This is a genomic window from Bradyrhizobium ottawaense, assembly GCF_900099825.1.
GTDB lineage: Bacteria > Pseudomonadota > Alphaproteobacteria > Rhizobiales > Xanthobacteraceae > Bradyrhizobium > Bradyrhizobium ottawaense_A.
Genome location: NZ_LT629693.1, coordinates 4,921,677 through 4,948,131 on the forward strand (window position 1 = coordinate 4,921,677; position 26,455 = coordinate 4,948,131).

Below are 26,455 nucleotides of genomic sequence, written 5' to 3' on the forward strand. Positions count from 1 at the left end.
GCTCGGTTCGCCCGCGCGCAGGGCGCTTTGCCGTGGCCCCAGTCCGTCTACGCTTCCGCTTCGCTTAGGCTATGCCGGACACGCTTTGCCCCCGCCGGTCTGGCGTGGCTGCGCCACGCGTAGCCCGTCAGGGCGAAGCGTGGAGGCCCGGCCTGGACTTGAACCAGGATAAAGAGCGATGCATCGCCCCCGCGTAGACACTTCCGCCACCGGGCCGCGGCGATCATCGCCGATCACGGGACGGTGAGCTAGGTGTGCCGTTCGTCAAGGTTAACAGTTCAACCGATGATCTAGAAGGCGTGCCGCGCCACGAAGGTCATCCGCCAGGGATTGTGTCCGATATTGGTCAGGGCGCGCGAGGCGGAAAAGCCTGATGCCGCGAGCTTGGCGATCATTTCGTCTTCGCCGTAGCGCTGCAGCCCGACCCGGCTGCGCAATTGCCGGTAGTCCGACAGCGCGGTGCTGGCGAGGCCGTAAAACGCGTCTTTCAGGAAGCCGTGGCGGCCGGCGAATTTCAGCAGCGCCAGCACGTCTTTGCCCATGCCGACCTCGGGCCGCAAAATGTCGCCCAACACCAGCCGTCCGGTGGGTTTCAGCAGCCGGCGAATGACGGCAAAGGCCGTATCCAGTTCTCTTGGCGTCATATATTGCGCGACCGAGTTCATGACGACGAGATCGACCGATTTCTCCTCCATCTTGCGCAGGTCATCCAGCGAGCGGACGCGGATCTTGGTGTTCGGCGCAAACCGCGCGATCAGCCGGCCGCGAACGCCGGGGGCGGGCTCCGCGAGGTAGAGTTTGCTGCAGGCCTCTGCCACCCTGGCGGCCGACAGCGCCTCGCCGCAGGCATAGTCCAGCACCACCGCGTCGGGCGAGCTGATGTAGCCGATGATGTCCCGCGCGATGACCTGGAAATGCAGGTCGCGATGCAGCTTGCTCGCATAGATCGTGTGCGTGGAATCGTAATAGTCGATCCATTCATCCATTCGGGCGGCGTCCGGCAAAACTGGGTTCCGGTCACAGGAACCGGAGGTGGAGTGATGCGTTAGAGGGCTGGCGACCGTGCTTGGGCCGCCGATGTCCGGTTCCTAACAGGAAGGTTCGTCGTGAGCAAAGCCAAGACAGAGAACAAGTCTGACAAAGTATCCCCCGATCTCGATACCCCGACGGACCTGCCGCAGGCCGCCGTGGACAAGATCTCGGTGTCACTCAACACGCTGCTGGCCGACGCCTTCGCGCTTTATCTGAAGACCAAGAATTTCCACTGGCACGTCTCGGGCCGGCATTTCAACGATTATCATTTGATGCTGGACCAGCAGTCGGATGCGATTTTCGGCACCACCGACCAGCTTGCCGAACGCGTTCGCAAACTCGGCGGCACCACGATTCGCGGTATTGGGCAGATCGCCAAGCTGCAGACCATCAAGGACAACAACGAGGAATACGTCCCGCCGCGCGAGATGCTGCGCGAACTGATGGAAGACAACAAGCACATGGCGGCGGCGATGCGCAAAGCCCACAAGCTCGCCGACGACCACGAGGATTCCGGCACCGCCGGCCTGCTCGAGACCTTCATCGACGAGACCGAGCGCCGCACCTGGTTCCTGTTCGAGGCCAGCCGTCAGGAAGGCGCCAACGCGGCGTGAGCCGCTGACGTCTGAACCGTCATTGCGAAGAGCGTCAGCGACGGAGCAATCCATCTTCCTGTCTTGAGGTTCCATGGATTGCTTCGCTTGCGCTCGCAATGACGAGATTAGCTTGGGAGCGTCCACAGCCTCACCAGCGGCCCATCCGCTCCCATCACCGGATCGGCCTGCGGCATCTTCACTTGCGGAATCGTCTGCAGCGCCCTGGCGTGGTTTTCCGGCGTCGGCCGTGTAATCTCGACCGGTGGCCCGGGCGGGTAGGCGCCGACGACGGAGAAATCACGGCTGGCGGACAGGCATTGATGCCCGGTGCCCGCAGGCAGGATGGCGACATCGCCGGCCGCGATCGCAACCTCGGTGCCGCGGTCGCCGCCGAACCGCACCACCGCATTGCCGCGCGCGACGCCGAGCACCTCGTGCACGGTCGCGTGGTAGTGCAGGTAATCGTAGACGCCGTTGCGCCACATCGCGCCCCAGCCATTGGCACCGAACAGTTTTTCGATGGTTGCCTCGGGATGACGGGCGTCGAGTTCAATGGCGCGCTTGTAGACCAATAGCGGCATCGCATTGTTCGGCACCAGGCCGTCGTCGCCGAAGATGAAACTGAGCGGCTGGAGATCGGCATCGACAACGGGCAAGGCAATTCTCCGGAATTTTTGAAGCATGATCTCCGAACAAACCAACGCGTTGGTCCGGAAAACCGTTCCAGTTCAAATCCTGAACTTGAAGACATCCTCCTTGAACCTCAGCCCGTGCCCCGGGCGTTCCGGCGCCGTGATCATGCCGTCGGCGATTTCGGGCGGATCGATCCAGAGGTCGTCGATCAGGCCCATGTTTTCGCACCAGATGCCGTTCGGGATCGAGGCCAAGAGGTGCACGTTCAGTTCGGGAAACAGATGCGGCGCGATGGTGATGCCGAAAGTGTCCGCAAGCGTCGCGATCTTGCGCAAATCGGTCATGCCGCCGCGCATCGGGTCCGGCTGCAGGATCGGCAGGCAGGGGTTGATGAAGAACGGCCGCAGGTCGTAGCGCGTGAAATGGGTTTCGCCGCCGACCACGCGCATATCCAGTGCCGCCGCAATGCGCTGGTAGCCGGCAAAATCGTCGGCCGGCACCGGCTCCTCGAGCCAGTAGATGTCGTATTTCTCGAACTTGCGGCCCATCTCGATCGCGACGTCCGCGCTCCAGCCCATGTTGACGTCGATCATGATGTCGATGTCGGGCCCGAGCGCCTCGCGCATGCGGCGCACATTGTCGAGGTCTTCGGCCGGGGTATGAACATGCGCGACCTGCATCTTGATCGCCGTGTAGCCCTGCTTCACGAAGTGCAGCGCCTTCTCGATCATGCCGTCGCCGCCGGCGCCGCGGAAGCAGCCCGAGCCGTAAATCGGGATCTGCGAGCGATAATGCCCCCACAGCCGATGCAGCGGCAAGCCGGCGCGCTTGCCCACCGCGTCCCACAGCGCGATGTCGAGCGCCGACATTGCCATCGCGGCGATGCCGCCACGGCCATAGGTCATCGTCGCGGTCCACAGGTCCTTCCAGATCGCCTCGATCGCGGTGGCATCCTTGCCCTTGACGCGCGGGATGATGCATTCCTCGAGGCAGGCCGCGATCGACCTCATCCCGGGCCGGAACACGAACAGATAGCCCATGCCGGTGATGCCGCCGGCGGTTTCGACGTCGAGGACCAGAATGTCGCGAGTCTCGCCCAGCGCATGGCCCTTGAGCCAGCGATCGTCGGCCCAGGGCAGCCGCAGCATCGTCACGCGGATATCGCGGATGGTCATATCGGCATTCCCGGTCATTGAACGTTTCCCATGTTGGCCCCATGTTCGGCGGCTGGCTCGGTGGCCATTCGAACACGAAACAGCGCCCGGATACTACAGCCCGGATAGATTGCGGACACCGCGGTTTCGCGGTTGTGCTAATTCTGAATCGATCGGCGATGAGGAGAGGGATATGGGTGCACTGCAGGGCAAGACCGCGGTCGTGACCGGAGGCAGCCGTGGCTTCGGCCGGGGCATCGTCGAAAGCCTGGCGGCGGAGGGCATGCGCGTTGTAGCGATCGCACGCAACGAGGATGGCCTGGCTGCGCTGAAGCGCGACGTGAAGGGCGACATAGCCACCGTGAGCGGCGACGTCACCGATGCGATCTTCGCGGCGCGCGTGATCGAACGCGAGAAGCCCGATGTGCTGGTGCTGAACGCCGGCGCGCGCGGGCTCAACCGGCCGACGCGGCTTCACAGCTGGGAGACCTTCTCGACCCAGTTCAACGTCGATGTGAAGAGCGCATTCATCTGGACCAGGGAGGCGCTGATGCTGCCTTTGCCGAAGGGCAGCGCCGTCATTATCGGTTCCAGCGGCGCTGCGCTCCGGCCGATGTTCGTCAACGCCGGTTATGCTGCCGCCAAATCCGCGCTGTGGGCTTTCGCGCAAGGCGTGGCCGGTGAGGCGTCGCAATCGGGAATCCGCGTGCATTGCCTGTTGCCGGTGATGGCGCCGGACAGCGAGGTCGGGCGCGAGGCGCTGAAGGATTTTTCCAAATATACCGGCGTGGCCGTCGAGAAAATCATCGAAGACAAGGGCATGAAGCCGCCCGTCACGCCTGATATCGTCGGCAAGGCCGTGGTCGAAATTCTGACCGATCCCGTGAATGCAGATGTCATTGGCTTCAGGATCACCGGAGCCGGCCTGCACGCGATCAAGCAAGGCTAGCGCCCTATCGGTTCTGATTGAATCAGAACTGAGGCTCTGTCTTTTTGCTGTCACGCGTTTTCTTCACCCGAACCGGATTCCACTCCGGATCAAGTGCGCGGGTATGCTTCGCTCGAAAACGCGATCGATCACAGCGTGCAGCAGTGGCGTTTCGGGCTCACGCGTCTTTGGGAATCTCGAACAGCAGGCAGGTCGTGGTGGCATGTGCGAGCAGGCGGCCTTTTGAATCGGTGAGGCGCGCTTCGGCGGTCGCGGCGCGGCGGCCGACGCTCAGCGTCTTGCCTTCGCTGCGCACCGGCCCGGTATCCTTGGTCATGCCCTTGATGAAGGAGATCTTGAATTCCAGCGTGGTGTAGCCGCTGCCGGCGGGAAGGGAGCTGTGCACCGCGAGCCCCATCGCGGAATCCAGCAGGGTCGCGGCATAGCCGCCGTGCACCGAGCCGATCGGGTTGTAGTGCCGAAATCCCGGCACGCTGTAGAACACGACGTGGCCGAATTCGGCGGACTGGTCGTACGGTTCGATATTTTGCATGATCGGCGGCGCCGGCAACTTGCCTTCAAAGAACGCGCGGACGAAATCGAGGCCCGTCATCGACGCCATCACCTGCGTCGGCGTTACGCCATATTCGACTTTTGCGGCGGCGGGCTTGTCGTCCATGGAAGTGGTCCTGCGGTTCGTCTTTAATGATGGTTATCACACAATAGGGTCCGCGATTGGACCGGTCCAAATTGGACTCCGTCTGACGCAATCGCCTGCAATGGAAATCGTCATTGCGAGGAGCGAAAGCGACGAAGCAATCCATTCTTCCTCGTGCGGATAGATGGATTGCTTCGCGGAGCCTGTCATCGGGCGCGCATCGCGCGACCCGTTGGCTCGCAATGACGGCGGAAGACCCTACGCGCTCTTGTTCGCGCGCATCAGGTCCGCGAACCGCTGGAACAGGTAATGCGAGTCGCGCGGGCCGGGGGAGGCTTCCGGGTGATACTGCACCGAGAACACCGGCTTGCCGTCGAGCGCGATGCCGCAATTGGAGCCGTCGAATAGCGAGATGTGGGTCTGCGTCGCGCCCTTCGGCAGCGTCGCCTGATCCACGGCAAAGCCGTGGTTCATCGAGGTGATCTCCACCTTGCCGGTGGTCTCGTCCTTGACCGGATGGTTGGCGCCGTGATGGCCCTGATGCATCTTTTTCGTTTTCGCGCCAACCGCGAGGCCGAGCATCTGGTGGCCGAGGCAGATCCCGAAGGTCGGCGTGCCCGAATTGATCACCTGCTGAATCACCGGCACCGCGTATTTGCCGGTCTCGGCGGGATCGCCGGGGCCGTTAGAAAGGAACACGCCGTCGGGCTTCATCGCCAGAATGTCTTCGGCCGACGTCGTGGCCGGCACCACCGTGATCTTGCAGCCGACGCCGGCGAGCAGCCGCAGGATGTTGCGCTTGATGCCGTAGTCGATCGCGACCACGTTGAATTCCGGCGCGGTCTGCCGCCCAAAGCCCTGTTCCCATACCCACGGGGTCTCGTCCCAGGTGAAGCGCTGCGCTGAGGTGACCATCGGCACCAGGTCCATGCCTTCGAGGCCGGGCCATTCGCGCGCTTCTTCCTTCAGGCCGTGCAGGTCGAACTCGCCGTTTCTGGCGTGGGCGATCACCGCGTTCGGCATGCCCTTGGAGCGGATCAGCGCGGTCAGCGCACGGGTGTCGATGCCGGAGAGGCCGATGATGCCGCGGGCTTTCAGCCAGGCGTCGAGATGCTTGGTGGCGCGGTAATTCGAGGGATCGGTGATCGCGGCGCGCAAAATGACGCCGCGGGCGCCCGGCGTCGCCGCCATGTTCACCGTCTCGATATCCTCGTCGTTGGTGCCGACGTTGCCGATATGCGGGAAGGTGAAGGTAATGAGTTGCCCGGCATAGGAGGGATCGGTGAGGATCTCCTCGTAACCGGTTATCGCGGTGTTGAAGCAGACCTCGCCGACAGCGTGGCCTTCCGCGCCGAGGCCAAACCCCTCCAGCACGGTACCGTCGGCAAGCACGAGCAGCGCGGTCGGTTTGTGGTCCGGCCAGGCAGAAGCATTTTCAGATGTGGTCATGAGCGCACTACATAGTCCCCACATCCGGCCCCGTCAAAGCCGGAAAGGCCCTGATTCACATGCGTTTGCCGCATATTTGACAGGCAGCGGTGCGGTCTTAAGCTGAGGTTCCCGCTTTTCCGCCAAATCCGCCCGAATCCGGAGCCGACATGGACAATTCGATGCCGATCTTGCTGATTCCGGGCCTTGTCAGCTCGCCTCGGATCTATGCCCCCGTGCTGCCGGCCCTGTGGCGGTGCGGCCCGGTGACGGTCGCCAACCACATCCGCGACGACAATATGGGGGCGATCGCGCGCCGGATTCTGGCCGAGGCGCCGCCGCGCTTTGCGCTCGCCGGGCATTCGATGGGCGGTTACATCGCCTTCGAGATCATGCGGCAGGCCCCGGAGCGCGTGGCCCGGCTGGCGCTGATCAATACCCAGGCGCGGCCGGATACATCTGAGGCGACCGAGCGGCGGCGCGGCCTGATGGCGCGTGCGAAGAGCGGCGGCTATCGCGAGGTGATTGACGAGCTGTTTCCCGGTTTTGTGCATCCCTCGCGGCGCGAGGATGAAAGCCTGCGCCAGCTCGTCCGCGACATGGGCGAGGATGTCGGGGTCGACGCCTTCATCCGCCAGCAGACGGCCGTGATCAGCCGGCCCGACTCGCGACCGGCGCTGGCCTGGATCAGATGCCCGACGCTGGTGCTGTCGGGCGATCAGGACAACACCATCCCGAATTCGCTCTCGATCGAAATGGCCAGCAACATTCCCGACGCCAAACTCGTGATCCTGCCGCATTGCGGTCACCTGCCGCAGCCGGAACAGCCAGAGGCGACCGCGGCCGCACTGGTCGAGTGGTTGCAGAGTTAAAGCGTTTTCAAGCGAAGTGGGCACCGGTTCGCGTGAAGAAAACGCGTCCGCTTTAGAGTTGTTCTGGCGGTCCGAACGGCCTAGATCAGGGCTGGATTTTTGTTTTTGACGCGTTTTCTTCCCGCGAACCGGATACCACTTCGCTTGAAAACGCTTTGAGAAATTCGAAGAGGTACCAAAATGCTGCGCGACGACATCAACAATGCGGTCAAGGACGCGATGCGGGCCAAGGACGAGCGCAAGCTCTCCACGCTGCGCATGGTCAACTCGACCATCAAGAACGCCGATATCGACGCGCGCGGGCAGGGCAAGCCGCCGCTCTCAGATGCCGACCTGCTTGGCGTGTTCCAGAAGATGATCAAGCAGCGCCAGGAATCGGTCGAGCTCTACGACAAGGGCGGCCGCGCCGAACTCGCCAACCAAGAGCGCGAGGAGATCGCGATCATCTCCGCCTATCTGCCGAAGCAGATGTCGGAAGACGACGTCAAGGCCGCGATCGCGGCCGCCGTTGCCGAGACCGGCGCCGCCGGCATGAAGGACATGGGCAAGGTGATCGGCGTGCTGCGTGCGAAATACGCCGGCCAGATGGACTTTGGTAAGGCCAGCGGCATGGTGAAGGCGGCGCTGTCGTCTTGAGGGCGTAGAAAAGTCTCTCTCCGTCATGCCCGGGCTTGTCCCGGGCATCCACGTCTTTATCCCTATCCTGACACAACTTGGAAGTGTCGAGGCGTCTTGATATGTCTCTCTTGGGCGGGGGAAAATACGATGTTGGACGAGGTTATCAAATCTTTGCAGGTTGGTATTGCGCGCCGCTGGCAGTCAGGCCTCGCGGAGGCTCTAAGCGTAGCGGGCGCAATCTGGCTGATTACAGAGATCAGCACGAAGGTTTCAGACACGGCTGAGCATTGGGTCAAGGATCACGGCAACCATTATAGTGCCTTTGTGCTCGTGACTGCCGCGATCTGGTTTATTAAACATGTCTATGAGGTGCGATCGGTCTCATTCAATCTACCTACGACCAATACGAAGATCGAGATTCGCTACGGCGATCTATTCAAGGAGCAAACTGGTTGGTTGATAGGAGTGGGAGAGTTTTTTGATAGCGCAGTGGGGCAAGTAGTCTCGAAGAACTCACTGCATGGGAAGCTTATAGACAATGTCTACAATGGTGATGCTGACCGGTTTCGTGGTCTAGTCGACGCGGAGTTGGTCGGCGTGAAGGGTACGCGAACCCAACGGTCGATCTCACCCAAGATGAAGTACGAAATCGGCACGACGGTTGTTCTCGCCAACGGCGCACACAAGGTATTTCTTGTAGCGATGTCTCGAACGCACCTAGAAACTCATAAGGCGTCATCTGACGTGCCGACCTTGTGGATCGCCTTGCGTGGAGCACTGGAAAGCATTCATAATCACGGGAACGGAGCGCCAATCTCTTTGCCGCTCATCGGCAATGGCCAGTCCAGCGTCAATATCGATCCGCAGCATCTACTACGACTGATTGTTCTGGCAATCGTGGACTATGGACGAAAAGCAGGATTGCCAAATCAGGTGAGCATTATAGTTCCAGAAGATTGCTTCAGAGTGCTCGACATCCGAGAGATACGGCGCGACTGGAGGAGGCGCTAGTGGCCTATCGCAACGGGACCTACATTGCATTTCACGCTGGAGGAACAACTGATCCAACTGCCTCCGACATCAAATATTATCGAATGCTCAAGGCATGGCACGAACATGACGCAATTGATTTCCAGTTTATCAATAGTCACGACAAGGTCGCTAGTGTTCGCGACACCAGCAAGAAGGCAACGCTCCTACGAAGTTTGATGGAGCGTCTAAATAACTCGAAAAATATGGTGCTTATCATTGGGCCGACCACGCGCTTTGATACGGATTGGGTGCCCTTCGAGATCGGTTATGCCGTGGATCGTTGTAAAATTCCAATCATTGCAGCTTACACTGGCTGCGATTGGGTCTTGCAGCCAATCCAATTGCGGCCGTTGTGGCCCACGGCATTCTCAAATCGAATTGCGAATTCAACTGTTCGTGCGATTCATATTCCATTCAAGCAAAGAGCGATCGATGCAGCGATTCAACAATTCAGTCACGACAACTTGCCAACTACACCTTTGAGTTACTACACCGCGGAGGCGCATCGGTCGCTTGGGATCGCTGCGCCTGTGTAGATTGGTTTAGGCAATATCCGGCCTTGTGCCCGGCATCCACGTCCTTAAAACTAGCCGCAAGCAAGAAGAACGTGGATGGCCGGGACAAGCCCGGCCATGACGAGGGACGGAAACATGCTCACCGAAGCCTCCACCTACGACGAACTCTACCGCAACTTCCGCTGGGACGTGCCGGCGTGCTTCAACATGGCGACCGCGTGTTGCGATCGCCACGCGGACGGAACCGGACGGCTGGCGCTGGTCTATGTCCACGATGACGGCACCACGACCCGCACCTCGTTCGACGAGGTCGCGGACATGTCGCGCCGCTTCGCCAACGTGCTGGTGGCCGACGGGCTGACGCGCGGCGACCGCGTCGCGGTGTTCCTGTCGCAGTCGCTCGAGCTGCCGGTCGCTCATCTCGCGGCCTATCGCGCCGCGATGATCTCGATTCCGTTGTTCGCGCTGTTCGGCGAGGACGCGCTGGAGTTTCGGCTGTCGAATTCCGAAGCCAAAGCCATCGTCACCGATGAAGCCGGCTGGGAAAAACTGTCGAAGATCCGCGACCGGCTGCCCGAACTGAAGAACATCTACGTCATCGGCGATTCCGCGCCCGCCGGCACAAAACCGTTCTGGCCGTCGGTGAAGGCGGCATCGCCTGACTTTGCGACCGTCGATACCTCGGCCGACGACCCCGCGCTGATCATCTACACCTCGGGCACGACAGGGAATCCGAAAGGCGCACTGCATGCGCATCGCGTCGTGCTCGGCCATCTGCCCAATGTCGAGATGTGTCACAACTTTTTGCCCAAACCCGGCGACCTGATGTGGACGCCGGCCGACTGGGCCTGGATCGGCGGGCTGATCAACGGGCTGTTCGCGTTCTGGTATCACGGCATTCCGCTGGTCGGTCATCGCGCGCGCAAGTTCGAGCCGCAGGCGGCGATGGCGATGATGGCCGAACTCGGCATTCGCAACGTGTTCCTGCCGCCGACCGCGCTGAAACTGATGCGGCAGGCCGACGTGAAAAACCCCGGCGTGAAACTGCGCAGCATCTTCACCGGCGGTGAATCGCTCGGCGGCGAACTGCTGGGGTGGGTGCGCGAGACCTTCGGCATCGATGCCCATGAAGTATTCGGCCAGACCGAGTGCAATCTCGTGATCGGCAGCAACTCGAACCTGTTTCCGATCAGGCCGGGCTCGATGGGGCGGGCGACGCCGGGTTTCGACGTGCGCATCGTCAACGACAAGGGTGAGGAGCTGCCGCGGGGCACACGCGGCGTCATCGGCGTGCGCCAGCCCTGTCCCTGCACCATGATCGAATACTGGAAGAACCCGGAAGCCACCGCAAAGAAATACGCCGGCGAATTCCTGCTCACGGGCGATCTCGGCATCCAGGATGAGGATGGTTACTTCTGGTACGTCAGCCGCGAGGACGACGTCATCACCACCGCGGGCTATCGTGTCGGTCCCTCCGAGATCGAGCACACGCTGATGAAGCATCCGGCGGTGGCGATGTCGGCGGTGGTCGGCATTCCCGATCCGATCCGCACCGAATCGATCAAGGCCTGGATCGTGCTGCGCCCGGGCTTTGCGCCCGACGATGCGCTGGCGCGCGAGATCCAGGAGTTCGTGAAAGTGCAACTCGCCGCCCACGAATATCCGCGCTTCGTGCAGTTTGCGGAAACGCTGCCGATGACGGCGACGGGCAAGGTGCTGCGAAGGGAGCTAAGGGCGCTGGGATGAGGACCGTCGTCCCTGCGAACGCAGGGACCCATAGCCACCGGCCGCAATCGTTTGCTCGCTGGTCGTTGCCTTCCTTTGCCAACAACATCTGCCGCGGAGTATGGGTCCCTGCGTTCGCAGGCACGACAGCTATCCAGGCGTCCCGATCCCCACGGCGGCAAACGACGCGGGTTTGATGCAGATCAAATACCCTGGCGGCAACAGCCCTCACCATTTCCGGAACTGAAGTGGGAGGAATCGCGATGTTGCCGCCGGTTCCATTGAACCAGATCAACGCATGGCTTTCGTTTGCGCCCGACGGTTGCCTCCCTTACAGTCGCCTCTCTTGGAAAGGGAGGTCGTCATGAAACGGACCAGTCTGAAGCGAGCATTGTTGGTTGCTGCCGTCGTGGCATGCGGAGTTTCCGGTTCGGTTGAATGGACCAACGAGGGTCTTTCAATTTCCATCGAAAGCGCCCAGGCGCGGGTAGGACGGCCGCTGACGCCGGTCAGCGTCGCCGGCGTTGCCCGCCGAACGACCCGCCGGGCGGTCGTCGGTGGAGCCGTGGTCGGCGGCGCCGCCGCGGGCTGCGTCCGCGTTCTCGTCAACGGTGCCTACGTCTGCCGCTGATTTAACCGCGTAGCCGGCTCAATAGAAGGGCGTCACGCCTCCGGGCATGGCGTCCTACGGCGTCCCTATCCCCATTTCCCTCAGCGCGGCCAGCATCCGTTGCGGCGGTTGCATCTTGATCGCAAGCGGTTGCCCCGTCTCCAGTACGCTCTTCAAGCTCGACAGGATCGCAGGCCAGCCCTGGCGGCCGCCTTCGAGGATGTCGTCGCTGATATCGCGGTCGTGCGATTGCAGCATCGTCAGTTTGACGGCGTCGCCGGCCTGCTCGATCTCATAGGTGACGAGGGTCGGCCCGAGCTTTTCCACCAGCGCCGGCCAGTTGACGTTCCAGGTGATGGTGAGTTTTCGGGGCGGATCGCATTCGAACACTTCGCCGCTGATATGCACCGAACCGTCGGGCGCGCGCGCGATAAAGGCGCCGCCGACTTTCAGGTCGGCCTCGATCGCAAAGCCGGAAAAATATTGCCTGGAGAATTCCGCGGTCGTCAGCGCCTGCCACACCTTCTCCGGCGTCGAGGCGATGTAGATGGTGTAGACGATGGCCGGCTTGAAGGTGTCGATCTCCATCGCAGAACTCAGCCTTCCATTTTGAGCGCTTCGAACGGGATTTGCAGCGGCTGCCCGGTTTCCAGAATGCTCTTGAGGCTGGACAGGATCGCGGGCCATCCCTTCGAGATCCCATTAAAGAACTTGCTGCCTTCCGAAAACCCTTCATGGGTCAGCGTCAGTTTCATCAGCTTACCATAGGGTTCGAGCACGAAAGTGGCGAGCGCGGGGAACTCGTTCTTGTATTTGTCGGACAGATTGATGAACGTATAGGCCAGCCGCCGCGGCGGATCGCATTCGACCACCTTGCCGGCGTCGGAAACGGTGCCGTCGCTGCGTACCATTTCAAAAGACGAACCCACTTTCCAGTCCGACCGCAGGCGCGCGCCGAACCAGTAGCGCTCGGTGAAATTGCCGTCGGTCAGCGCCTGCCAGAGTTTTTCCGGCGTGGTCTCGATATAGGTGGTGTAGACGAATTCGGGCTTAGGCACAGGAGGTCTCCATTGCGATCGACGGTAGATCAGAGGGGAGGGCATGTCCGGTCTCCAGCAGGCTCTTCAGGCTCGCGATCACCATCGGCCAGCCGCCGGAGATGTCGCGCAGGGTCTTGCCGCCTTCGTCGAGATTGTCGTGCGTCACGGTCAGCTTGACGGTGGCGCCACGCGGCTCGAGATCGAAGGTGACGCGCGAGATCTGTTCGCGCTTGGCTTCCGCCGAGCAGGGGTCCCAGGTGTAGGCGAGCCGTTTCGGCGGATCCGATATCAGCACCTTGCCCTCGTTGGTCGGCTTGCCCCCGCTGGCAAATGTGTAAGTCGATCCGACCTTCCAGTCGGAGGCGATCCGGTAGCCGAACCAGTAGCGCTCGGTGAAGTTGCCGTCGGTCAGCGCCTGCCAGAGCTTCTCGGCTGTGGTCTCGATATAGGTGACGTAGACGAATTCGGGCTTACTCATCACGCTTCTCCAGTTGCCGTTTCAATTCGCTGAGCGCGGCGAGCTTGCCGCGCTCGAATTTTTTGATCCAGCGTTCGCCGATCTGATGGATCGGGACCGGATTGAGGTAGTGCAGCTTCTCGCGGCCATGGCGGAGCGTCGTGACGAGGTTGGCCGCTTCGAGAATCCCAAGGTGCTTTGTCACCGCCTGCCGCGTCATGGCGAGGCCGTCGCAGAGTTCGTTCAGCGTCTGACCGTTCTGGGCGTGAAGCCGGTCCAGCAGCGAGCGTCGCGACGCATCGGCCAGCGCTTTGAAGACTTCATCCATGGCTGACATAATAGGCAACCAAATGGTTGCATGTCAAGCGCCGACTTCCAGGCCCTCGCGGAGGAGGGCAGCCGCATTTGAATGCGACGGTTAAAAATGCGACCGTCGTTCGATCACATCGGGGAACGACCATGAAAGCTGCCTTCATCGAACGGCACGGCGGACCGGAGGTTCTCAAATTCGGCGAGATGCCGGATCCGGTGGCCTCATCCGGCGAGGTCGTGGTCGATATCGTCGCCGCCAGCGTCAATGGCGCGGACTGGAAGGTGCGTGAGGGCAAATCCGGTCAGCTTGCCCGTTTCCCCTATATTCTCGGACGGGATTTTTCCGGAGTCGTTTCCGCCATCGGGGCAGGGGTTGAGGACTTGCGCGTCGGCGACGAAGTGTTCGGCGTCTGCGACGTCGGCCAGGAGGGCGCCTATGCCGAGAAGATTGCGATCAAGGCAGCCATCGTCGCCCGAAAAACCGACCGCCTGTCCCATGTCGATGCCGCAGCACTTGCGTTGGCCGGATTGACGGCGATCTGCGCCGTCGAGGACACGTTGAAACTCAAGGCCGGCGAAACCATCCTGATCCAGGGAGGCGCCGGCGGTGTCGCCAGCTTTGCCATCCAGTTGGCGAAACATCTGGGCGCTCGCGTGATCACGACCGCGAGCCGGTCGAACCATGACTACCTGCGCGAGATCGGCGCCGACGAGATCATCGACTACAATGCGGTGGATTTCACCAAGGTGGTGAAAGATTGCGACGCGGTATTCGATACTGTCGGGGGAGATGTCGCGCAGCGATCCTTTGCCGTGCTGAAGCCAGGCGGCCGGGCGGCCTTTATTGCCTCGGGACCGCAGGCGCCAAAGCCTGACCGTAGCGACGTCGTTGGCTTGAGGCCGGCGGTCGGCCGCGACCGGCCGCATCTCGAACGCATCGCGGCGCTGGTCGCCGCGGGCGCCGTCCGGCCGCCGGAAGTGACACGCTACAAGCTCAGCGAAGCGGTCGCCGCGCACGAGGTCAGCCAATCCCGCCACTTTCGCGGCAAGCTGGTCTTTCTGGTCCGTTGAGCCGCCCCGGTCACGACAATGAAGCGCGATGATGAATCATCGTCGCGGCTCAACGTTTCTGGTACGGGTGGAAGATGTAATCCTTCGCCTTCACGGCGACGTGGCAGGCGTGTCCGCAATCCGAGGGGCTGGGATCGGCCGCGAACGTGTCGGATGCGGCCTCAAAGTTGAACAACGCATATCCCCACCCGCCGCTCTTCGGAAATCTTGCGCTGTCCTTTTCCATGACGAACGCCTGCGAGAAGACGTCAGGCACATCCACGGCGAAGGGGGCCTCCGTGCTCTTCTTCGGCTTCCACTGCAGCTTCGCGATCATGGCGCCGTCCGGGAACGGCTTGCCGTTGCCGGGGATGCCGGCCTTGTAGGCTTCGATCATGGCCGGATTGGCGACGATCACCTTCAGCACTTCGTCGGTCCGGGCCGAGGAGACCACCGCCCAGTCCTCGTATCCCCTAAAGTCGGAGAACGCTACGCCGTCAGGCGATTTCAGCGCGTATTTGTCTTGCGCGTAAACGGCCGCGCCGCCGAGAACGGCGAGCACGGCTGTCGCGAGGGCGATTTTAGATTTGTTGTTGCTCTTCATGGCTGATCCTTTCCTGATTGTCGTGGGCCAAACTCTCAGAGGTCGATCACCGGCAATTTGTTTTTGCATAGCGTAGTGCAACGCGGGTGAACTCCGCTATGCTAACCTCTCGAACGAGCCAGCAAAGATTGGCCGGTAACCGGGGTGGAAACATGAGTGGTCGCGTCAAACTCGCAATTCTCGCCGCATTTTCAATCGCCTGCACCGATGGCGCCGCGGCGCAGCCGCAGAAGATCGGCGCGCCGCCGGAAGCGTCCAACATGAAGCTGGTCGGAACCAGCGACCTGCAGGCACGCAGCGCCTATCAGCCGACCATTCATCATCAGGGCGACCGCTGGATCGCCTATATCGGTCATCACGGCGGTACCGACGAGATTCCGGCGCCGGTCAATCCGCAGACCGGCAAGGCCGAACCGAACGGCACCTCGATCGTCGACGTCACCGATCCTGCGCAGCCGAAATATCTGCGTCACATTCCCGGGCAGGAAGGAAAATATGAAGCCGGCGGCGCGCAGATGGTGAGGATCTGCGACGGCAAGCAACTGCCGAAGGGCGATCGCAACGCGGTCTACATGCTCAGGAGCTTCGGCAGCGAAGCCCATGAGATCTGGAACGTCGCCGATCCCGCCAATCCGGTCTTGATCACGCGGCTCGGCGGATTGAAGGACACCCACAAGAACTGGTGGGAATGCGACACCGGCATTGCGTTTCTGGTCTCCGGCGCGCCGGACTGGCGCACCCGCCGCATGACGCAGGTCTACGATCTCTCCGATCCCGCCCATCCCGTGAAGATCCGGGATTTTGGTTTGCCTGGCCAGGAGCCCGGTTCGACCGGCGCGGTGCCGACCGAACTGCACGGCCCGATCTCGACCGGGCCAATCGGCAACCGGGTCTATTTCGGTTACGGCACCAACAAGGGCGGTTTCGTGCAGATCGTCGACCGCGACAAGCTCATCAACGGACCGAAGGAGCCGACGCCGGACAATCTGCGGCTGCCCGAGATTTCGCGGATGCCGATGTCGGCGCTGAACGGCGCCCACACCACGTTCCCGATGCTGGGCATGCCGATCGCGGAATTTGCCAGGGACAAGGACGGCAAGAACCGCGATATCGTGATGATCGTCGACGAGGCGATCCTGAACGAATGCAGCGAGCCGCGGCAGATGGTCTGGTTCGCCGACGTCACGGTGGAAAACCGCCCGATGATGATCTCGAGCTTCACCGTGCCGGAGGCCAGCGGCGACTTCTGCGAGCGGGGCGGCCGGTTCGGCTCGCATTCCTCCAACGAGAGCATGGCGCCGGTTTTCTACAAGAAGATGGCGTTCATCGCCTTCTTCAATGCCGGCGTCCGCGCGCTCGACATCCGCGACCCCTATCACCCCACAGAAGTCGGCTATTTCATTCCGTCGATCACGGCGGCGACCGACAAGCGCTGCGTCACCGTCGACGGCAAGGACCGCTGCAAGGTCGCGATCCAGACCAACAATGTCGAAACCGACGAGCGCGGCTACGTCTATATCGTCGATCGCGCCAATACCGGGCTGCACATTCTGGAACTGACCGGCCCGGCGCGCGCCGCGGCCGGCTTGCCCTAGGGATGTGACGCGTGCGACGCGGGCTCATCATCGCAGCCTTGATCGTCGGGCTCGGCGCGTTGTCGGGTGGCGCCGCTTATGAACGCGTCGCGCCGGGCAAAAACCCCGGGAAACCGGAATGGCAGGAAATCGCCTGGCCGTTTCCCCGCGACGGCTGGCCCGCCGGCAAGGCTTTCCGCTGTGGCGCGACCGGTTGCGGCGGCGAGGTCGAGGTCTATGTCCGTCCCAAGATCGGCTTCTGCAATTGCGACGCCGGCGTGACCGATGACGACGAAGTCGATCGCGTCGCCGATCTCGATCTGATCAGCGCGCATTTCGCGCCGCTGGAACCGGGCAAGGTGGTTCGCGTCGCCGATATGCCGGGACGCATCAGGCCCTACGAGCTCGCGATGTCCGACGGGTCTCGCCACACCGCCATCGGGATCGCGGTGTCACACCGCTGCGACCTGATGGTCGCGGTGGCCAAAGGCAGTGGCGACGCGACAGCCGTCCAGCGCGCCGCGCTGGACTTTCTGGCGGAGATGTCGAACTGGATGAGCGCGGCGATGGAGGGACGCTAGCGCTCGGCCTGGTGGACGTGCCGGACTTACTGCTGGTTTAACCCGGTAGTGAATGATGACCCGAACGAACCGTTCCGCGCGAATACCCCAGCTAGTAACCCAGCGCCTGTCCCGTGCCGCCACGCGGATCGTTCGCACCGTAAAACCTGTTTCGACCGATCGCCTTTCCCCCAAGCTTGGGAGCACCGACAAGAATCGCCGCTACGTGATTTGTCGGCTCCGAATTTTCGAACCGATGCCCCATGCTCTCCAGCACCTTGCTTGTGTCAGGCGAAAGCGCGTAGCGCTCCATATTCGTCACATCCGGCATCCACTGATGATGGATGCGGGGGACATCGACGGCTTCCTGAATGTTCATCTGGAAATCGACGACGTTCAGGATTGTTTGCAGAACAGTCGTGATAATCCGGCTTCCGCCCGGAGTGCCGAGAATGAGGACAGGCTTGCCGTCCCTCGTCATGATCGTTGGAGTCATCGAACTTCGGGGTGTCTTGCCCGGCACGATGGCGTTCGCATCTCCCTGGACAAACCCGTAACTATTGGCGGCACCCGGGTTCGAGGTGAAATCGTCCATTTCGTCATTCATCAAAACGCCGGTGCCTGACGCAACGACCTTCGCTCCGAACCAGTCATTAAGCGTAACCGTCATCGAAACGGCATTGCCGGCATCGTCGATGATCGAGAAGTGCGTTGTGTTGCTGCCTTCGTGAGGCGCAACACCCTGCCTGATATCACCGGAGATTCCGGCCCGATCCGGCTTTATCGTGTCCCGGATTTTTGCGGCGTAGCCCTTGTCGATCAGCTTTTGGATCGGAATGCCGACAAAGTCGGGATCACCGACAAGACCGTTTCTATCGGCAAAAGCGTGACGCATCGCCTCGATTTCGTAATGCAGCGCCTGCGCGGATCCCCAACCCAGGTCGCGGAGCGGATATTCCTCCAGGATGTTCAGCATCTCGCAGATGGCGACACCGCCAGAACTGGGCGGGGGTGCCGAGATCACGTGATAGCTGCGGTAATCGCACTCGACGGGCGGGAGTTCGCGAGTCTTGTAGCGGTCCAGATCTTCCTGATCGATGATCCCTCCGCCCGCCCGACTGGCCTTGACGATGGCCGCCCCCGTCTTGCCCTTGTAGAAGCTGTCGGCGCCGTGCTTTCTGATCAGACGTAACGTGCCTGCAAGGTCAGGCTGCACCAGCCTTTGGCCAGCCGCAAAAGGCTGTCCCTTGTTGAGAAAAATTTCAGTAGTGGCCGGAACTTTTCTCAAGTCCTCGGTCGCAGAAGCGAGCATGTCGACGTCGCCTTGCTCAAGGCTGAAGCCATCCTCGGCCAGTTTGATCGCCGGCTCGATCAACGATTTCAGCGTCATCGTTCCATACTTTTTTCGCGCATATTCCAGACCCGAGACAGTACCGGGGACGCCAACTGCCAGCCATCCGGTCGTACTCAGGCCCTTGATGATGGTTCCGTCCTTGTCGAGGTACATGTCCCGGCTCGCCGCACGGGGAGCCTTCTCTCGAAAATCGAGGAAGGTCTTTCGTCCATCGGCAAACCGGATCGTCATGAAGCCGCCACCGCCCAGATTGCCGGCGGCCGGATAGACGACGGCCAGGGCATACCCCACCGCGACAGCCGCATCTATCGCACTGCCGCCGTGCTTGAGAATGTCGACGCCGACCTCGGTCGCCAGGTGCTGTGCAGTGACCACCATGCCCTTTTCCGCGGCTACCGGCGTCACCGAGGCCGCATGGGCGGCCGACACCATGACCAGTGACCAAACGCAGCCAACCAGCAGGCAGACCCCCGTCAACGTTCCAAAGATGATGTCGGTGAGCCCCGGCCGAATTTTCAATTCGCGGCTTGAAACTGCCAAAGACATGAAACTCCTCTCTCCCGTTCGGTGTCGTCTCATGGCCGCGAAACGCCGCTGAAGTCTAATCAATTCCGCTGACTTGTTCCCGCTAATTCGGTATCGTGCCATCCGGCCCACTTGGGTCGAATGCAGGTTCCGGGTGCTTTGGCAGGGGTTATATTGAAATGCTTCTTGCGCGCCGCTCAGCTTCAGCCGCGACGACATGCTTGCTGATCACACACGGATTTCTGCTCCTGCTTTTCGCAACGGCGCAATCCCCGGCCGCAGCGGCATCCGGCAGCTGCGCGACTTCAGCCGAAGTTACCGTGTTGCCGTCGCCGCTAGCGCCCTGGACCGGCGCGCCGCTGCGCGTCATGGTCGTCACCGAAAAGCCGGTAGAGGGCGTGCTGTCGCTGATCGCGCCCGACGGAACTGCCGCTGTTAAGTCGTCCGAGCGGCACGAAGGGCCACCTTATTCCTGGTTCGCTGAAGTCGCAGCCCCCGCCGCCGGCACCTGGCGCGTGACGCTGTCGAGCGGCGCGGCGGCGGATTGCAGCCCGGTCACGCGCGAAATCGCCGTCAGCGGCAAAAAGCCGGAGTTTCGTATTCCGGCGGGAAGCATCTGGCGGGTGCGCGATAGCTGGAACGCCACCAACGAAGCGCTGTTCTCGGCATGGATCGCAAAACTGTTCGACGCGCCGCCCGACCAGAACCTGGACTGGAAGGTCTGGTACGAAGTGCTGCGCGACCAGTCACGCAACTTCCTCTACAACCATCTCGGCCGCAACGAGGACAAGACACAGACCGGCTCGCGTCCCGACTGTGCCGACTTCGTCTATTTCCTGCGCGCTTATTTCGCGTTCAAGATGGGGCTGCCGTTTGGCTATTCGAATTGCTCGCGCGGCGCCGGTGGAAGTCCGCCGAAGTGCTACCAGTGGTTCGACGTCGAACACCCCGAGGTAACGCGTCCGCCGCCGCCACCCGACCCGAACGCCGGGGCGACGAACGCCGCCGCCGCGCCGCCGCCCGCGGAGCAGCCGAAGATCCTCGGCATCTTCGGGCGATCGGAGCCGCCGCCGGCCGACCCGTCGGTAACGGCGCCCGCGAAGCCTGCTCCGCCCAAGCCGAAGCCGCCGACCAATTTCGCCGAATATGTGCGCGACGTCGGCGACGTCGTTCACACCGGCGCGGTGCGCGCGGGCGACGACAATGCCGATTTCTACACAGTGCCGCTGACCGAGAAGGCGTTGCGCCCGGGCACGGTATATGCCGATCCGTACGGTCACGTGCTGATGCTGGTGCGCCGCGTTCCCGAGGTGAACGGCACGCCGGGCGTCTTCCTCGCCGTCGATTCCGAACCGGATGGATCGGTGACTCGCAAGCGTTTCTGGCGCGGCAATTTCCTGTTCGCGCACGAGCCCACGCTCGGCAGCGCCGGCTTCAAGCATTTCCGTCCCATCGTGAAGGAAAAGAACGGCCCGTTGAAGCGGCTGAGCAATGCCGAGATCGGCAAGAATCCGAGTTACGGCGATTATTCGGCCGAGCAGTCGCAAATGACGATGGAGGATTTCTACGATCGCATGGACGACGTGATGTCGCCCGAGCCGCTCGATCCGGTGCGCGCGATGACGGACGCCATCACCAGCCTTACCGAGCAGATCAAGACGCGCGTCACCTCGATTGAAAACGGGCGGAAGTGGCAGGCCAAGGCCACCGGCGACGCGACCATGCCGGATGGCGCTGCGATCTTCGCGACCACCGGCGCCTGGGAGGATTTTTCGACGCCGGCGCGCGATTTCCGCCTGTTGATCGCCGTCGACGTGGTGCGGAATTTTCCCGATCGCTTCGCGCGTCGCTCGGCCCGGTACGCGATACCGGCCGGCAAAAGCGTTGCGGACGTCAAGGCCGAACTGCAGGGCATGCTGGCGGCCGAGCTTGCCTCACGCAAGATCTCCTATACGCGCAGCGACGGCTCGCAGTGGACGCTATCGGTCAAGGATGTGGTCGATCGGGCAGTCGATTTCGAGATGGCCTACAACCCCAACGACTGCGTGGAGCTGCGATGGGCCGCTGCCGCGAACAGCGATGAGGCCTCGACGTGCAAGCGTCATGCGCCGGCGGCCCAGCGCGCAAAGATGTCGGACTACCGCGCCTGGTTCCGCGAGCGGCACTGGCCCGCGCACAGCTAGGATACGCGCGGGAGCGGATATTCTGAATCTACTTCTGCTTTCGGCTTCATTTCGGACACGACTGAACTTGCTGGTGCGATCAGTCGGCAATCGAACGAATGACTCTCGCCGGGTTTCCTCCGACAAAAGTGTTGGGGGGAACGTTCTTGGTGACCACGGAACCCGCCGCCACAACGGAATTTTCGCCAACCGTCACTCCGCCGATAATCGTTGCGCCGGCGGCGATCCATACGTTTCTTTCAATCACGATGGGCTTGGCGATGGTGACAGCGCGCCGCCGAGACGGTTCAAGAGGATGGCCAGACGTGATGATGCTCACGTTCGGCCCGATCATCACATCGTCGGCGATATCGAGCCCGCCAAGATCATAAAAAGTGCAGTTCTGATTTACGAAAACATTGCGCCCGATACGGATGTCGGGTCCGCCGGTCGTGTAAAATGGCGGGATCAATAAAAAGCTGTCGTCCACCTTCTTCCCGATGAGTTCGCTGAACAAGGCCCGGACTTCGTCCGCATCATTGAACGTCAAACGGTTGAGATTGGCGGTGATCGCCATCGCTCGTTTGACGTTTGCCAGCATGGTTGCCGATTCCGGCGTTCTCCGGGAGATCACCTTGGTACGATCGTCATTCGTCATTCGTTGTTTTCCTCAGAGCGCGGTCGAACGAACATTCGGCGCATGACGGCCGCGCCGAGATTCGTTGAATATAGCCGTCTCGATTGATCAGTACGCGGCTTGGTGCAGCGGTTCCCGAGCGAGGGAACGGCTTCAAGTCTTTTTGGCTTTTTTCGCCCGGCTATCCGCAGGCGCTTTCTTCTTCACCCGGCTCTGATTGTATTCGATGGCGGCGCGGATGAGATCCTTCAGCGCTCGCTGGTTGATCTTGTCGCCTTCGAGAAAGTCGATCGCGCGCCGCGCATTGCCTTCGAGGCCCGCGTTGAACAGTTTGTCGGGATCGGCCAGCTTCGCCCCGTACATGAAGGTCAGCTTCACCTTTCCTTTATGGGCGTTGGCGACGGCAATGATTCCGTCGCGCGACCACACCGGGCTTCCCATCCACTTCCACTCCTCGATGATCTCTTTGTCCGCCTCGAGGATGGTCTTGCGGACGCCGGCAAAGGTCTTGCCGCGCCAGTCGGTGATTCCTTCGATCAATTGGTCGATACGCTGCGATGGAGTCATTGCGTCCTCATACTGCGATTAACCAGCCGTCGAACAACATGGCCCTTCCACATCCACAGCCCCGACAGCAGCATGACGGGAAAGAACACGAACCGGGTCGGGGGAGCATAATCCGGAATCACCTCGAACGGACTATAGATGTAGCCGATGATCGGAATCGCGCAGATGATGTGAATCCAGCGCACGATCGAACGTAGAGTAGTATCTTTCATGAGGGGTGGTTCCGGTTGTCGGTACTAACGCGTGGTGTGTCCCAGTCAGGTCTTGAATCGCGGGGCCTTAATCGGTCTTCGCCTCAATCGACCCGCGCCAATACCTGTTCCAGGCTTGCCAGGAATTTCTGCCATCCGAACCGGGCGCCGTGGAACGCCTGCTTCTGATCCGGCCGGAAGCCCGCTTGCTCCATGCGCAGCAGCGTCCCCGTGCCTGATGGCGTCAGCGTCCAGGTGACGACACTGTCGAGACCATGGGCCGCCCAGGTGTAAGACAATGTCTTGTTCGGCTCGATGGCCATGACCTGACAATCGACAGAGCCCCAGTCGGCGCGAAAACTGAAACGGTGGTCCACCGCGGGGCTGAAGTCGCTCTTCATCAGCCACTCCTCGATCAGGTGCGGTTGCGTCAGCGCGCGCCAGATCTTTTCCGGCGGGAAGGGGATTTCGCGTTCGACAATGACGGAAAGCGTTTCGGTCGCGGGTGCGTTCACTGGTCCATCCTTTTCAGCAGGTCTTCGAGGTGGTCGAACCGGCTTTGCCAGAAGCCGGCCATCTGGCTGGTCCAGTCGATCAGCGGGCCGAGCGCGCCGAGCTGGGCGCTGTAGTGAGTCTGGCGACCTTCGTGGCGGTCGCGTACCAGCCCGGCCTGCTTCAGCACTCCGAGATGTTTTGAGACCGCCGGTTGCGAGACGCCTGCCTGGGTCGTCAGCGCCCCGACCGTTTGCTCTCCCTTGCGGCACAATTGCTCGAAGATCGCCCGCCGGGTCGGATCGGCGAGCGTTTTGAACAGCGTGTCGGAAGCGTTCGGCATCTGAGATCGATAACTCTCTGGCTATGGATTAATGCATAACCGACGAGATATGGGTTAGTCAACCGGGAAAATCGTGGGTCGCCGGCGAGAATGCTTTGATATGGTCTTGGCTGTGGGGACCCGATCGCCTGGACGATGCTCTCCAGCATATCCCGCTGGTTATGTATTAAGGCGTGGTCGCGGAAAGGGCAGAACCCCGGTTTCCATCTCCACCCGCCGCAGGCATAATTCGGAAAACCGCCTCTCACCGGATTTCCCCCTATGTCCCTTCAGGCCTATCTCGCTTTCGTTGCCGCCTGCGTCGCGCTGGCGCTCATCCCGGGTCCGGTGGTGACGCTGGTGATCGCCAACGGCCTGCGGCATGGCACGCGCGCGGCCCTGACCAACATCGCCGGCGTTCAGGCCGGCCTGACCATCGTGATCGGCATCGTCGCGGTCGGACTGACCACGCTGATGGCGACCATGGGCTACTGGTTCGACTGGGTGCGCTTTGCCGGCGCCGCTTATCTGATCTGGCTCGGCTACAAACTGGTTCGTTTTCCGGTCGAAGGCGTCAATGCCGACGAGCCGCCACCGCCGCCGCGCGGCGGGTTTTTCCTGCAGGGCTTTCTGGTGCTGCTCAGCAACCCCAAGGTGTTGATTTTCTTCGGCGCCTTCATTCCGCAGTTCATGGACATGAGCAAGGATCACTTCTCGCAGGTGGCGCTGCTCGGCTTCACCTTCATGATCACCGGCGCCATCACCGATTCGATCTATGCGGTGCTGGCCGGCCGGGCGCGGCGGTTCTTCTCGGCCAAACGCACACGGCTGCTGTCGCGCGTCTCCGGCGGCTTCATGATCGGCGGCGGCATCTGGCTGGCGCTGACGCGGGCAAGGTGAAGCGCAGGCTGTTTTGAATCCAGGCCACTTGAACCCCAAGCCGCGACGGCGCGTCTAATCCCAGCGCCGTCTCTGGGGGGAAGCCTGATGCCCAATCTGCCGTGGTACGTCTATGCGATGCTGCTCGCGCCGCTCGCGCTCATTCTCGTCGTCGCGGCTTACAAGGCATTGCAGGTGCGTGCCGCCCGCGAATGGCCGTCGGCGCCGGGCAAGGTGGTGATCTCGAATTCCGAAGTGCGCGACGTCCGCGTGCTCGACGATAGCAGGGAGATCGGCCATCGCTTCGAAGAGCGCAACTTCGCCAACATCGTTTACGAATACACCGTCCGAGGAAAGGTGCTGCGCAACAACCGCGTCAGCATCGGCGAGGACCGCGGCAATTTCGAAGTTGCGGAAACCATCGCGAAATATCCGGCCGGCATGGCTGTCACCGTCTTCTATAATCCGCTGCATCCGAACGAAGCCGTGCTGGAGCGCGATTTGCCGAAGGGCCTGTGGGGCTGCCTCGGCATCGGCACGGCGGTCGTGCTCGCGATCGTGTTCGGCGGCGTATTCGGACTCAATCGGTTTTCCGAGTTCCTTTCGGCCCGGCTGGCGGATCCAAAGGTGTCGCCGCTGGTGATGGCGTTCGGCGCGTTCGGCGTCGTCATCGCGCTGTTCGCGCTGGTGATGCAGAAGCAGCAGCGGCTCGCGATGAAATGGCCGGTCGTGTCAGGCACCGTCCAGATGTCGGATGTCGAACAATACCGGGCGGCGCCGAGCGAGCAGGGATCGCGCGGCGCGATGATGTACCAGCGGCAGGTGTCGTACGCTTACCGGTTCAACGATGTCGACTACACCGCCATCGAAGCCCGCTTCGCCACCGGCAGCAACTCGACCTCGGGCTGGCTGATGCGCAAGTTCATGACGGCCTATCAGGACGGCTCCGTCGTCAAGGTCTACGTCAATCCGCTCAATCCGTCGGAGGCGACACTGAACCCGCGCACCAGTTTCGCCTGGGTGTTGTGGCTGCTCGCAGCCGGGTTCGCGGGCGTCACCTACTACACGGCGGTCCATGGTTGGGCCGAAAATAGTTAGGCAGAAAGCAATCGCTGCGCCCGCAGCAACGGCTCGATCTCGGTGAAAATCCGCGCCAGCCGGTCGGCCCAGGATTTCTCGCCGGCGGGATCGGAGATCAGATCCTGGCGGATTTCGATCCCGGTGTTGATCAGGCCGCGCGCCTCGCCGTGCACGGGAATGGTGTAGTCGGTGTCGTCGCTCACCGCATACGGCTCGTTGTCGCCGACCACGAGATCGCCCTCGGCGCGCAAGCCCTTCAGCACCAGCGGCGGCAGGCGGGTGTCGCGGTGGTAGAGCGTTCCGATGTGCCATGGCCGTGCGATCCCGGCATAGGCGGGGGTAAAGCTGTGCAGCGACACCAGCACCGTCGGCAGGCCGGCAGCGCGGCGCGCATCGATGATCTCGCCGATGCGGCGGTGATAGGGCTCGAAGATTTTTACGCGCCGCAGTTCCGCAGCCTCGCGCGAAAGCCCCTCGTTGCCGGGAATGGTGGTGGCCTCGCTGATGCGCGGGATCGAGCTTGCGGCATCGGGCGGGCGGTTGCAGTCGATCACGAGCCGCGAGTAGCGCTGCACGATCAGATGCGCGTCGAGCTGTTTCGACATGGACTCCGCGACGCCGGCAATGCCGATGTCCCAGGCGATATGCCGCGTCAACTCGCTCTCGGGCAGCCCGAGATCGTCGAGCCCGCGCGGAACGAGCCTGCCGTAATGGTCGCAGGTGAAAAAGAACGGCGATCGTCCCGCTTCATTGAACTCTTGGACCGGGGGAACATCTTCGGTTCCCAGAAGTAAGCCTGTGTCGTCTGCGGGCTTCAAAAGCATTTTTCCCCTGATTGATGCCTATTC

General features: G+C 61.8%; 31 protein-coding genes. 14 read left to right on the forward strand and 17 right to left on the reverse strand.

What is annotated here, in order from left to right:
- Positions 1-290 precede the first annotated feature (290 nt).
- Positions 291-986 carry a class I SAM-dependent methyltransferase gene (locus BLR13_RS22960; protein ID WP_074819295.1) on the reverse strand — a complete coding sequence of 232 codons (696 nt, stop codon included), beginning with the start codon at positions 984-986 and terminating at the stop codon, positions 291-293.
- A 120-nt stretch (positions 987-1,106) separates the two neighbouring features.
- Between BLR13_RS22960 and BLR13_RS22965 the strand changes: the two genes are divergently transcribed.
- A complete protein-coding gene (locus BLR13_RS22965) occupies positions 1,107-1,646 on the forward strand; it encodes a Dps family protein (protein WP_074819293.1) in 540 nt (179 codons plus the stop codon).
- 107 nt (positions 1,647-1,753) lie between these two features.
- On the opposite strand, the gene BLR13_RS22970 is transcribed toward BLR13_RS22965, so the two are convergent.
- Together BLR13_RS22970 and BLR13_RS22975 are read right to left on the reverse strand one after the other, a co-directional pair.
- Positions 1,754-2,284 carry a hypothetical protein gene (locus BLR13_RS22970; RefSeq protein ID WP_244524920.1) on the reverse strand — a complete coding sequence of 177 codons (531 nt, stop codon included), beginning with the start codon at positions 2,282-2,284 and terminating at the stop codon, positions 1,754-1,756.
- A gap of 72 nt (positions 2,285-2,356) precedes the next feature.
- Positions 2,357-3,454 (reverse strand): mandelate racemase/muconate lactonizing enzyme family protein, encoded by a 1,098-nt coding sequence (locus BLR13_RS22975; RefSeq protein ID WP_079586061.1) that lies wholly within the window; start codon positions 3,452-3,454, stop codon positions 2,357-2,359.
- A 154-nt stretch (positions 3,455-3,608) separates the two neighbouring features.
- On the opposite strand from BLR13_RS22975, the gene BLR13_RS22980 reads away from it, so the two are divergent.
- Positions 3,609-4,364 carry an SDR family oxidoreductase gene (locus tag BLR13_RS22980; protein WP_074819288.1) on the forward strand — a complete coding sequence of 252 codons (756 nt, stop codon included), beginning with the start codon at positions 3,609-3,611 and terminating at the stop codon, positions 4,362-4,364.
- A gap of 157 nt (positions 4,365-4,521) precedes the next feature.
- On the opposite strand, the gene BLR13_RS22985 is transcribed toward BLR13_RS22980, so the two are convergent.
- Together BLR13_RS22985 and carA are read right to left on the reverse strand one after the other, a co-directional pair.
- The gene (locus tag BLR13_RS22985; protein WP_074819286.1) at positions 4,522-5,022 is read right to left on the reverse strand and encodes a PaaI family thioesterase; all 501 of its coding nucleotides are present in this window, start codon (positions 5,020-5,022) and stop codon (positions 4,522-4,524) included.
- A gap of 237 nt (positions 5,023-5,259) precedes the next feature.
- Positions 5,260-6,450 (reverse strand): glutamine-hydrolyzing carbamoyl-phosphate synthase small subunit, encoded by a 1,191-nt coding sequence (carA, locus tag BLR13_RS22990; protein ID WP_074819285.1) that lies wholly within the window; start codon positions 6,448-6,450, stop codon positions 5,260-5,262.
- A gap of 149 nt (positions 6,451-6,599) precedes the next feature.
- On the opposite strand from carA, the gene BLR13_RS22995 reads away from it, so the two are divergent.
- The 6 genes from BLR13_RS22995 (at position 6,600) to BLR13_RS23020 (ending at position 11,822) form a co-directional block, all read left to right on the forward strand.
- Positions 6,600-7,301, forward strand: a complete 702-nt coding sequence (locus BLR13_RS22995; protein WP_074819282.1) for an alpha/beta fold hydrolase — start codon at positions 6,600-6,602, stop codon at positions 7,299-7,301.
- Between the two features lie 180 nt (positions 7,302-7,481).
- The gene (locus BLR13_RS23000) at positions 7,482-7,937 is read left to right on the forward strand and encodes a GatB/YqeY domain-containing protein (RefSeq protein WP_074819280.1); all 456 of its coding nucleotides are present in this window, start codon (positions 7,482-7,484) and stop codon (positions 7,935-7,937) included.
- Between the two features lie 129 nt (positions 7,938-8,066).
- A complete protein-coding gene (locus BLR13_RS23005; protein WP_074819278.1) occupies positions 8,067-8,930 on the forward strand; it encodes a macro domain-containing protein in 864 nt (287 codons plus the stop codon).
- Positions 8,930-9,487: a TIR domain-containing protein gene (locus BLR13_RS23010; RefSeq protein WP_074819275.1), complete on the forward strand. Its 558-nt coding sequence runs from the start codon at positions 8,930-8,932 to the stop codon at positions 9,485-9,487. The genes BLR13_RS23005 and BLR13_RS23010 overlap by 1 nt, the downstream gene beginning before the upstream one ends.
- Before the next feature lie 114 nt (positions 9,488-9,601).
- On the forward strand, positions 9,602-11,212 hold the full coding sequence (locus BLR13_RS23015; RefSeq protein WP_074819274.1) for an acyl-CoA synthetase: 1,611 nt from the start codon (positions 9,602-9,604) through the stop codon (positions 11,210-11,212).
- Between the two features lie 343 nt (positions 11,213-11,555).
- Complete coding sequence (locus BLR13_RS23020; RefSeq protein WP_074819272.1) at positions 11,556-11,822, forward strand: hypothetical protein; 267 nt, start codon at positions 11,556-11,558, stop codon at positions 11,820-11,822.
- A 54-nt stretch (positions 11,823-11,876) separates the two neighbouring features.
- Here the strand turns inward: BLR13_RS23020 and BLR13_RS23025 are convergent, their stop codons facing one another.
- The 4 genes from BLR13_RS23025 to BLR13_RS23040 are packed head-to-tail and all read right to left on the reverse strand — an operon-like array spanning position 11,877 to position 13,626.
- Positions 11,877-12,389: an SRPBCC family protein gene (locus BLR13_RS23025; protein WP_074819270.1), complete on the reverse strand. Its 513-nt coding sequence runs from the start codon at positions 12,387-12,389 to the stop codon at positions 11,877-11,879.
- Between the two features lie 8 nt (positions 12,390-12,397).
- A complete protein-coding gene (locus BLR13_RS23030; protein ID WP_074819268.1) occupies positions 12,398-12,859 on the reverse strand; it encodes an SRPBCC family protein in 462 nt (153 codons plus the stop codon).
- Positions 12,852-13,319: an SRPBCC family protein gene (locus tag BLR13_RS23035; protein ID WP_074819266.1), complete on the reverse strand. Its 468-nt coding sequence runs from the start codon at positions 13,317-13,319 to the stop codon at positions 12,852-12,854. Before BLR13_RS23035 ends, BLR13_RS23030 begins: the two co-directional genes overlap by 8 nt.
- A complete protein-coding gene (locus tag BLR13_RS23040; protein WP_074819264.1) occupies positions 13,312-13,626 on the reverse strand; it encodes an ArsR/SmtB family transcription factor in 315 nt (104 codons plus the stop codon). Before BLR13_RS23040 ends, BLR13_RS23035 begins: the two co-directional genes overlap by 8 nt.
- A 131-nt stretch (positions 13,627-13,757) precedes the next feature.
- Between BLR13_RS23040 and BLR13_RS23045 the strand changes: the two genes are divergently transcribed.
- On the forward strand, positions 13,758-14,681 hold the full coding sequence (locus BLR13_RS23045) for an NADP-dependent oxidoreductase (protein ID WP_074819262.1): 924 nt from the start codon (positions 13,758-13,760) through the stop codon (positions 14,679-14,681).
- A 49-nt stretch (positions 14,682-14,730) separates the two neighbouring features.
- Here the strand turns inward: BLR13_RS23045 and BLR13_RS23050 are convergent, their stop codons facing one another.
- Entirely contained in the window at positions 14,731-15,264 is a 534-nt protein-coding gene (locus tag BLR13_RS23050; RefSeq protein ID WP_074819261.1) for a cytochrome P460 family protein, read from the reverse strand.
- Positions 15,265-15,416: 152 nt separating this feature from the next.
- On the opposite strand from BLR13_RS23050, the gene BLR13_RS23055 reads away from it, so the two are divergent.
- Complete coding sequence (locus BLR13_RS23055) at positions 15,417-16,859, forward strand: LVIVD repeat-containing protein (RefSeq protein ID WP_074819259.1); 1,443 nt, start codon at positions 15,417-15,419, stop codon at positions 16,857-16,859.
- A gap of 11 nt (positions 16,860-16,870) precedes the next feature.
- Entirely contained in the window at positions 16,871-17,419 is a 549-nt protein-coding gene (locus tag BLR13_RS23060; protein ID WP_074819257.1) for a hypothetical protein, read from the forward strand.
- Positions 17,420-17,510: 91 nt separating this feature from the next.
- Here the strand turns inward: BLR13_RS23060 and ggt are convergent, their stop codons facing one another.
- Positions 17,511-19,184 (reverse strand): gamma-glutamyltransferase, encoded by a 1,674-nt coding sequence (ggt, locus tag BLR13_RS23065; protein WP_079587849.1) that lies wholly within the window; start codon positions 19,182-19,184, stop codon positions 17,511-17,513.
- A gap of 272 nt (positions 19,185-19,456) precedes the next feature.
- Between ggt and BLR13_RS23070 the strand changes: the two genes are divergently transcribed.
- The gene (locus BLR13_RS23070) at positions 19,457-21,460 is read left to right on the forward strand and encodes a hypothetical protein (protein ID WP_074819255.1); all 2,004 of its coding nucleotides are present in this window, start codon (positions 19,457-19,459) and stop codon (positions 21,458-21,460) included.
- A gap of 79 nt (positions 21,461-21,539) precedes the next feature.
- On the opposite strand, the gene BLR13_RS23075 is transcribed toward BLR13_RS23070, so the two are convergent.
- The 5 genes from BLR13_RS23075 to BLR13_RS23095 all read right to left on the reverse strand — a co-directional run bounded on the left by BLR13_RS23075 (position 21,540) and on the right by BLR13_RS23095 (position 23,669).
- A complete protein-coding gene (locus BLR13_RS23075) occupies positions 21,540-22,097 on the reverse strand; it encodes a sugar O-acetyltransferase (RefSeq protein ID WP_074819254.1) in 558 nt (185 codons plus the stop codon).
- A gap of 132 nt (positions 22,098-22,229) precedes the next feature.
- Entirely contained in the window at positions 22,230-22,643 is a 414-nt protein-coding gene (locus BLR13_RS23080; RefSeq protein ID WP_074819252.1) for a DUF1801 domain-containing protein, read from the reverse strand.
- A complete protein-coding gene (locus BLR13_RS23085; protein ID WP_074819251.1) occupies positions 22,640-22,855 on the reverse strand; it encodes a hypothetical protein in 216 nt (71 codons plus the stop codon). Before BLR13_RS23085 ends, BLR13_RS23080 begins: the two co-directional genes overlap by 4 nt.
- Positions 22,856-22,938: 83 nt before the next feature.
- Entirely contained in the window at positions 22,939-23,349 is a 411-nt protein-coding gene (locus BLR13_RS23090) for an SRPBCC family protein (protein ID WP_074819249.1), read from the reverse strand.
- Positions 23,346-23,669: an ArsR/SmtB family transcription factor gene (locus BLR13_RS23095; protein WP_074819248.1), complete on the reverse strand. Its 324-nt coding sequence runs from the start codon at positions 23,667-23,669 to the stop codon at positions 23,346-23,348. Before BLR13_RS23095 ends, BLR13_RS23090 begins: the two co-directional genes overlap by 4 nt.
- A gap of 261 nt (positions 23,670-23,930) precedes the next feature.
- On the opposite strand from BLR13_RS23095, the gene BLR13_RS23100 reads away from it, so the two are divergent.
- The gene (locus BLR13_RS23100; RefSeq protein WP_074819246.1) at positions 23,931-24,548 is read left to right on the forward strand and encodes a LysE family translocator; all 618 of its coding nucleotides are present in this window, start codon (positions 23,931-23,933) and stop codon (positions 24,546-24,548) included.
- 87 nt (positions 24,549-24,635) lie between these two features.
- Positions 24,636-25,625, forward strand: coding sequence for a DUF3592 domain-containing protein (locus tag BLR13_RS23105; RefSeq protein ID WP_074819244.1), 990 nt, complete (start codon positions 24,636-24,638; stop codon positions 25,623-25,625).
- Here BLR13_RS23105 and BLR13_RS23110 read toward each other — a convergent pair.
- A complete protein-coding gene (locus BLR13_RS23110; protein WP_074819243.1) occupies positions 25,622-26,431 on the reverse strand; it encodes an N-formylglutamate amidohydrolase in 810 nt (269 codons plus the stop codon). The genes BLR13_RS23105 and BLR13_RS23110 overlap by 4 nt on opposite strands.
- Positions 26,432-26,455: the final 24 nt, after the last annotated feature.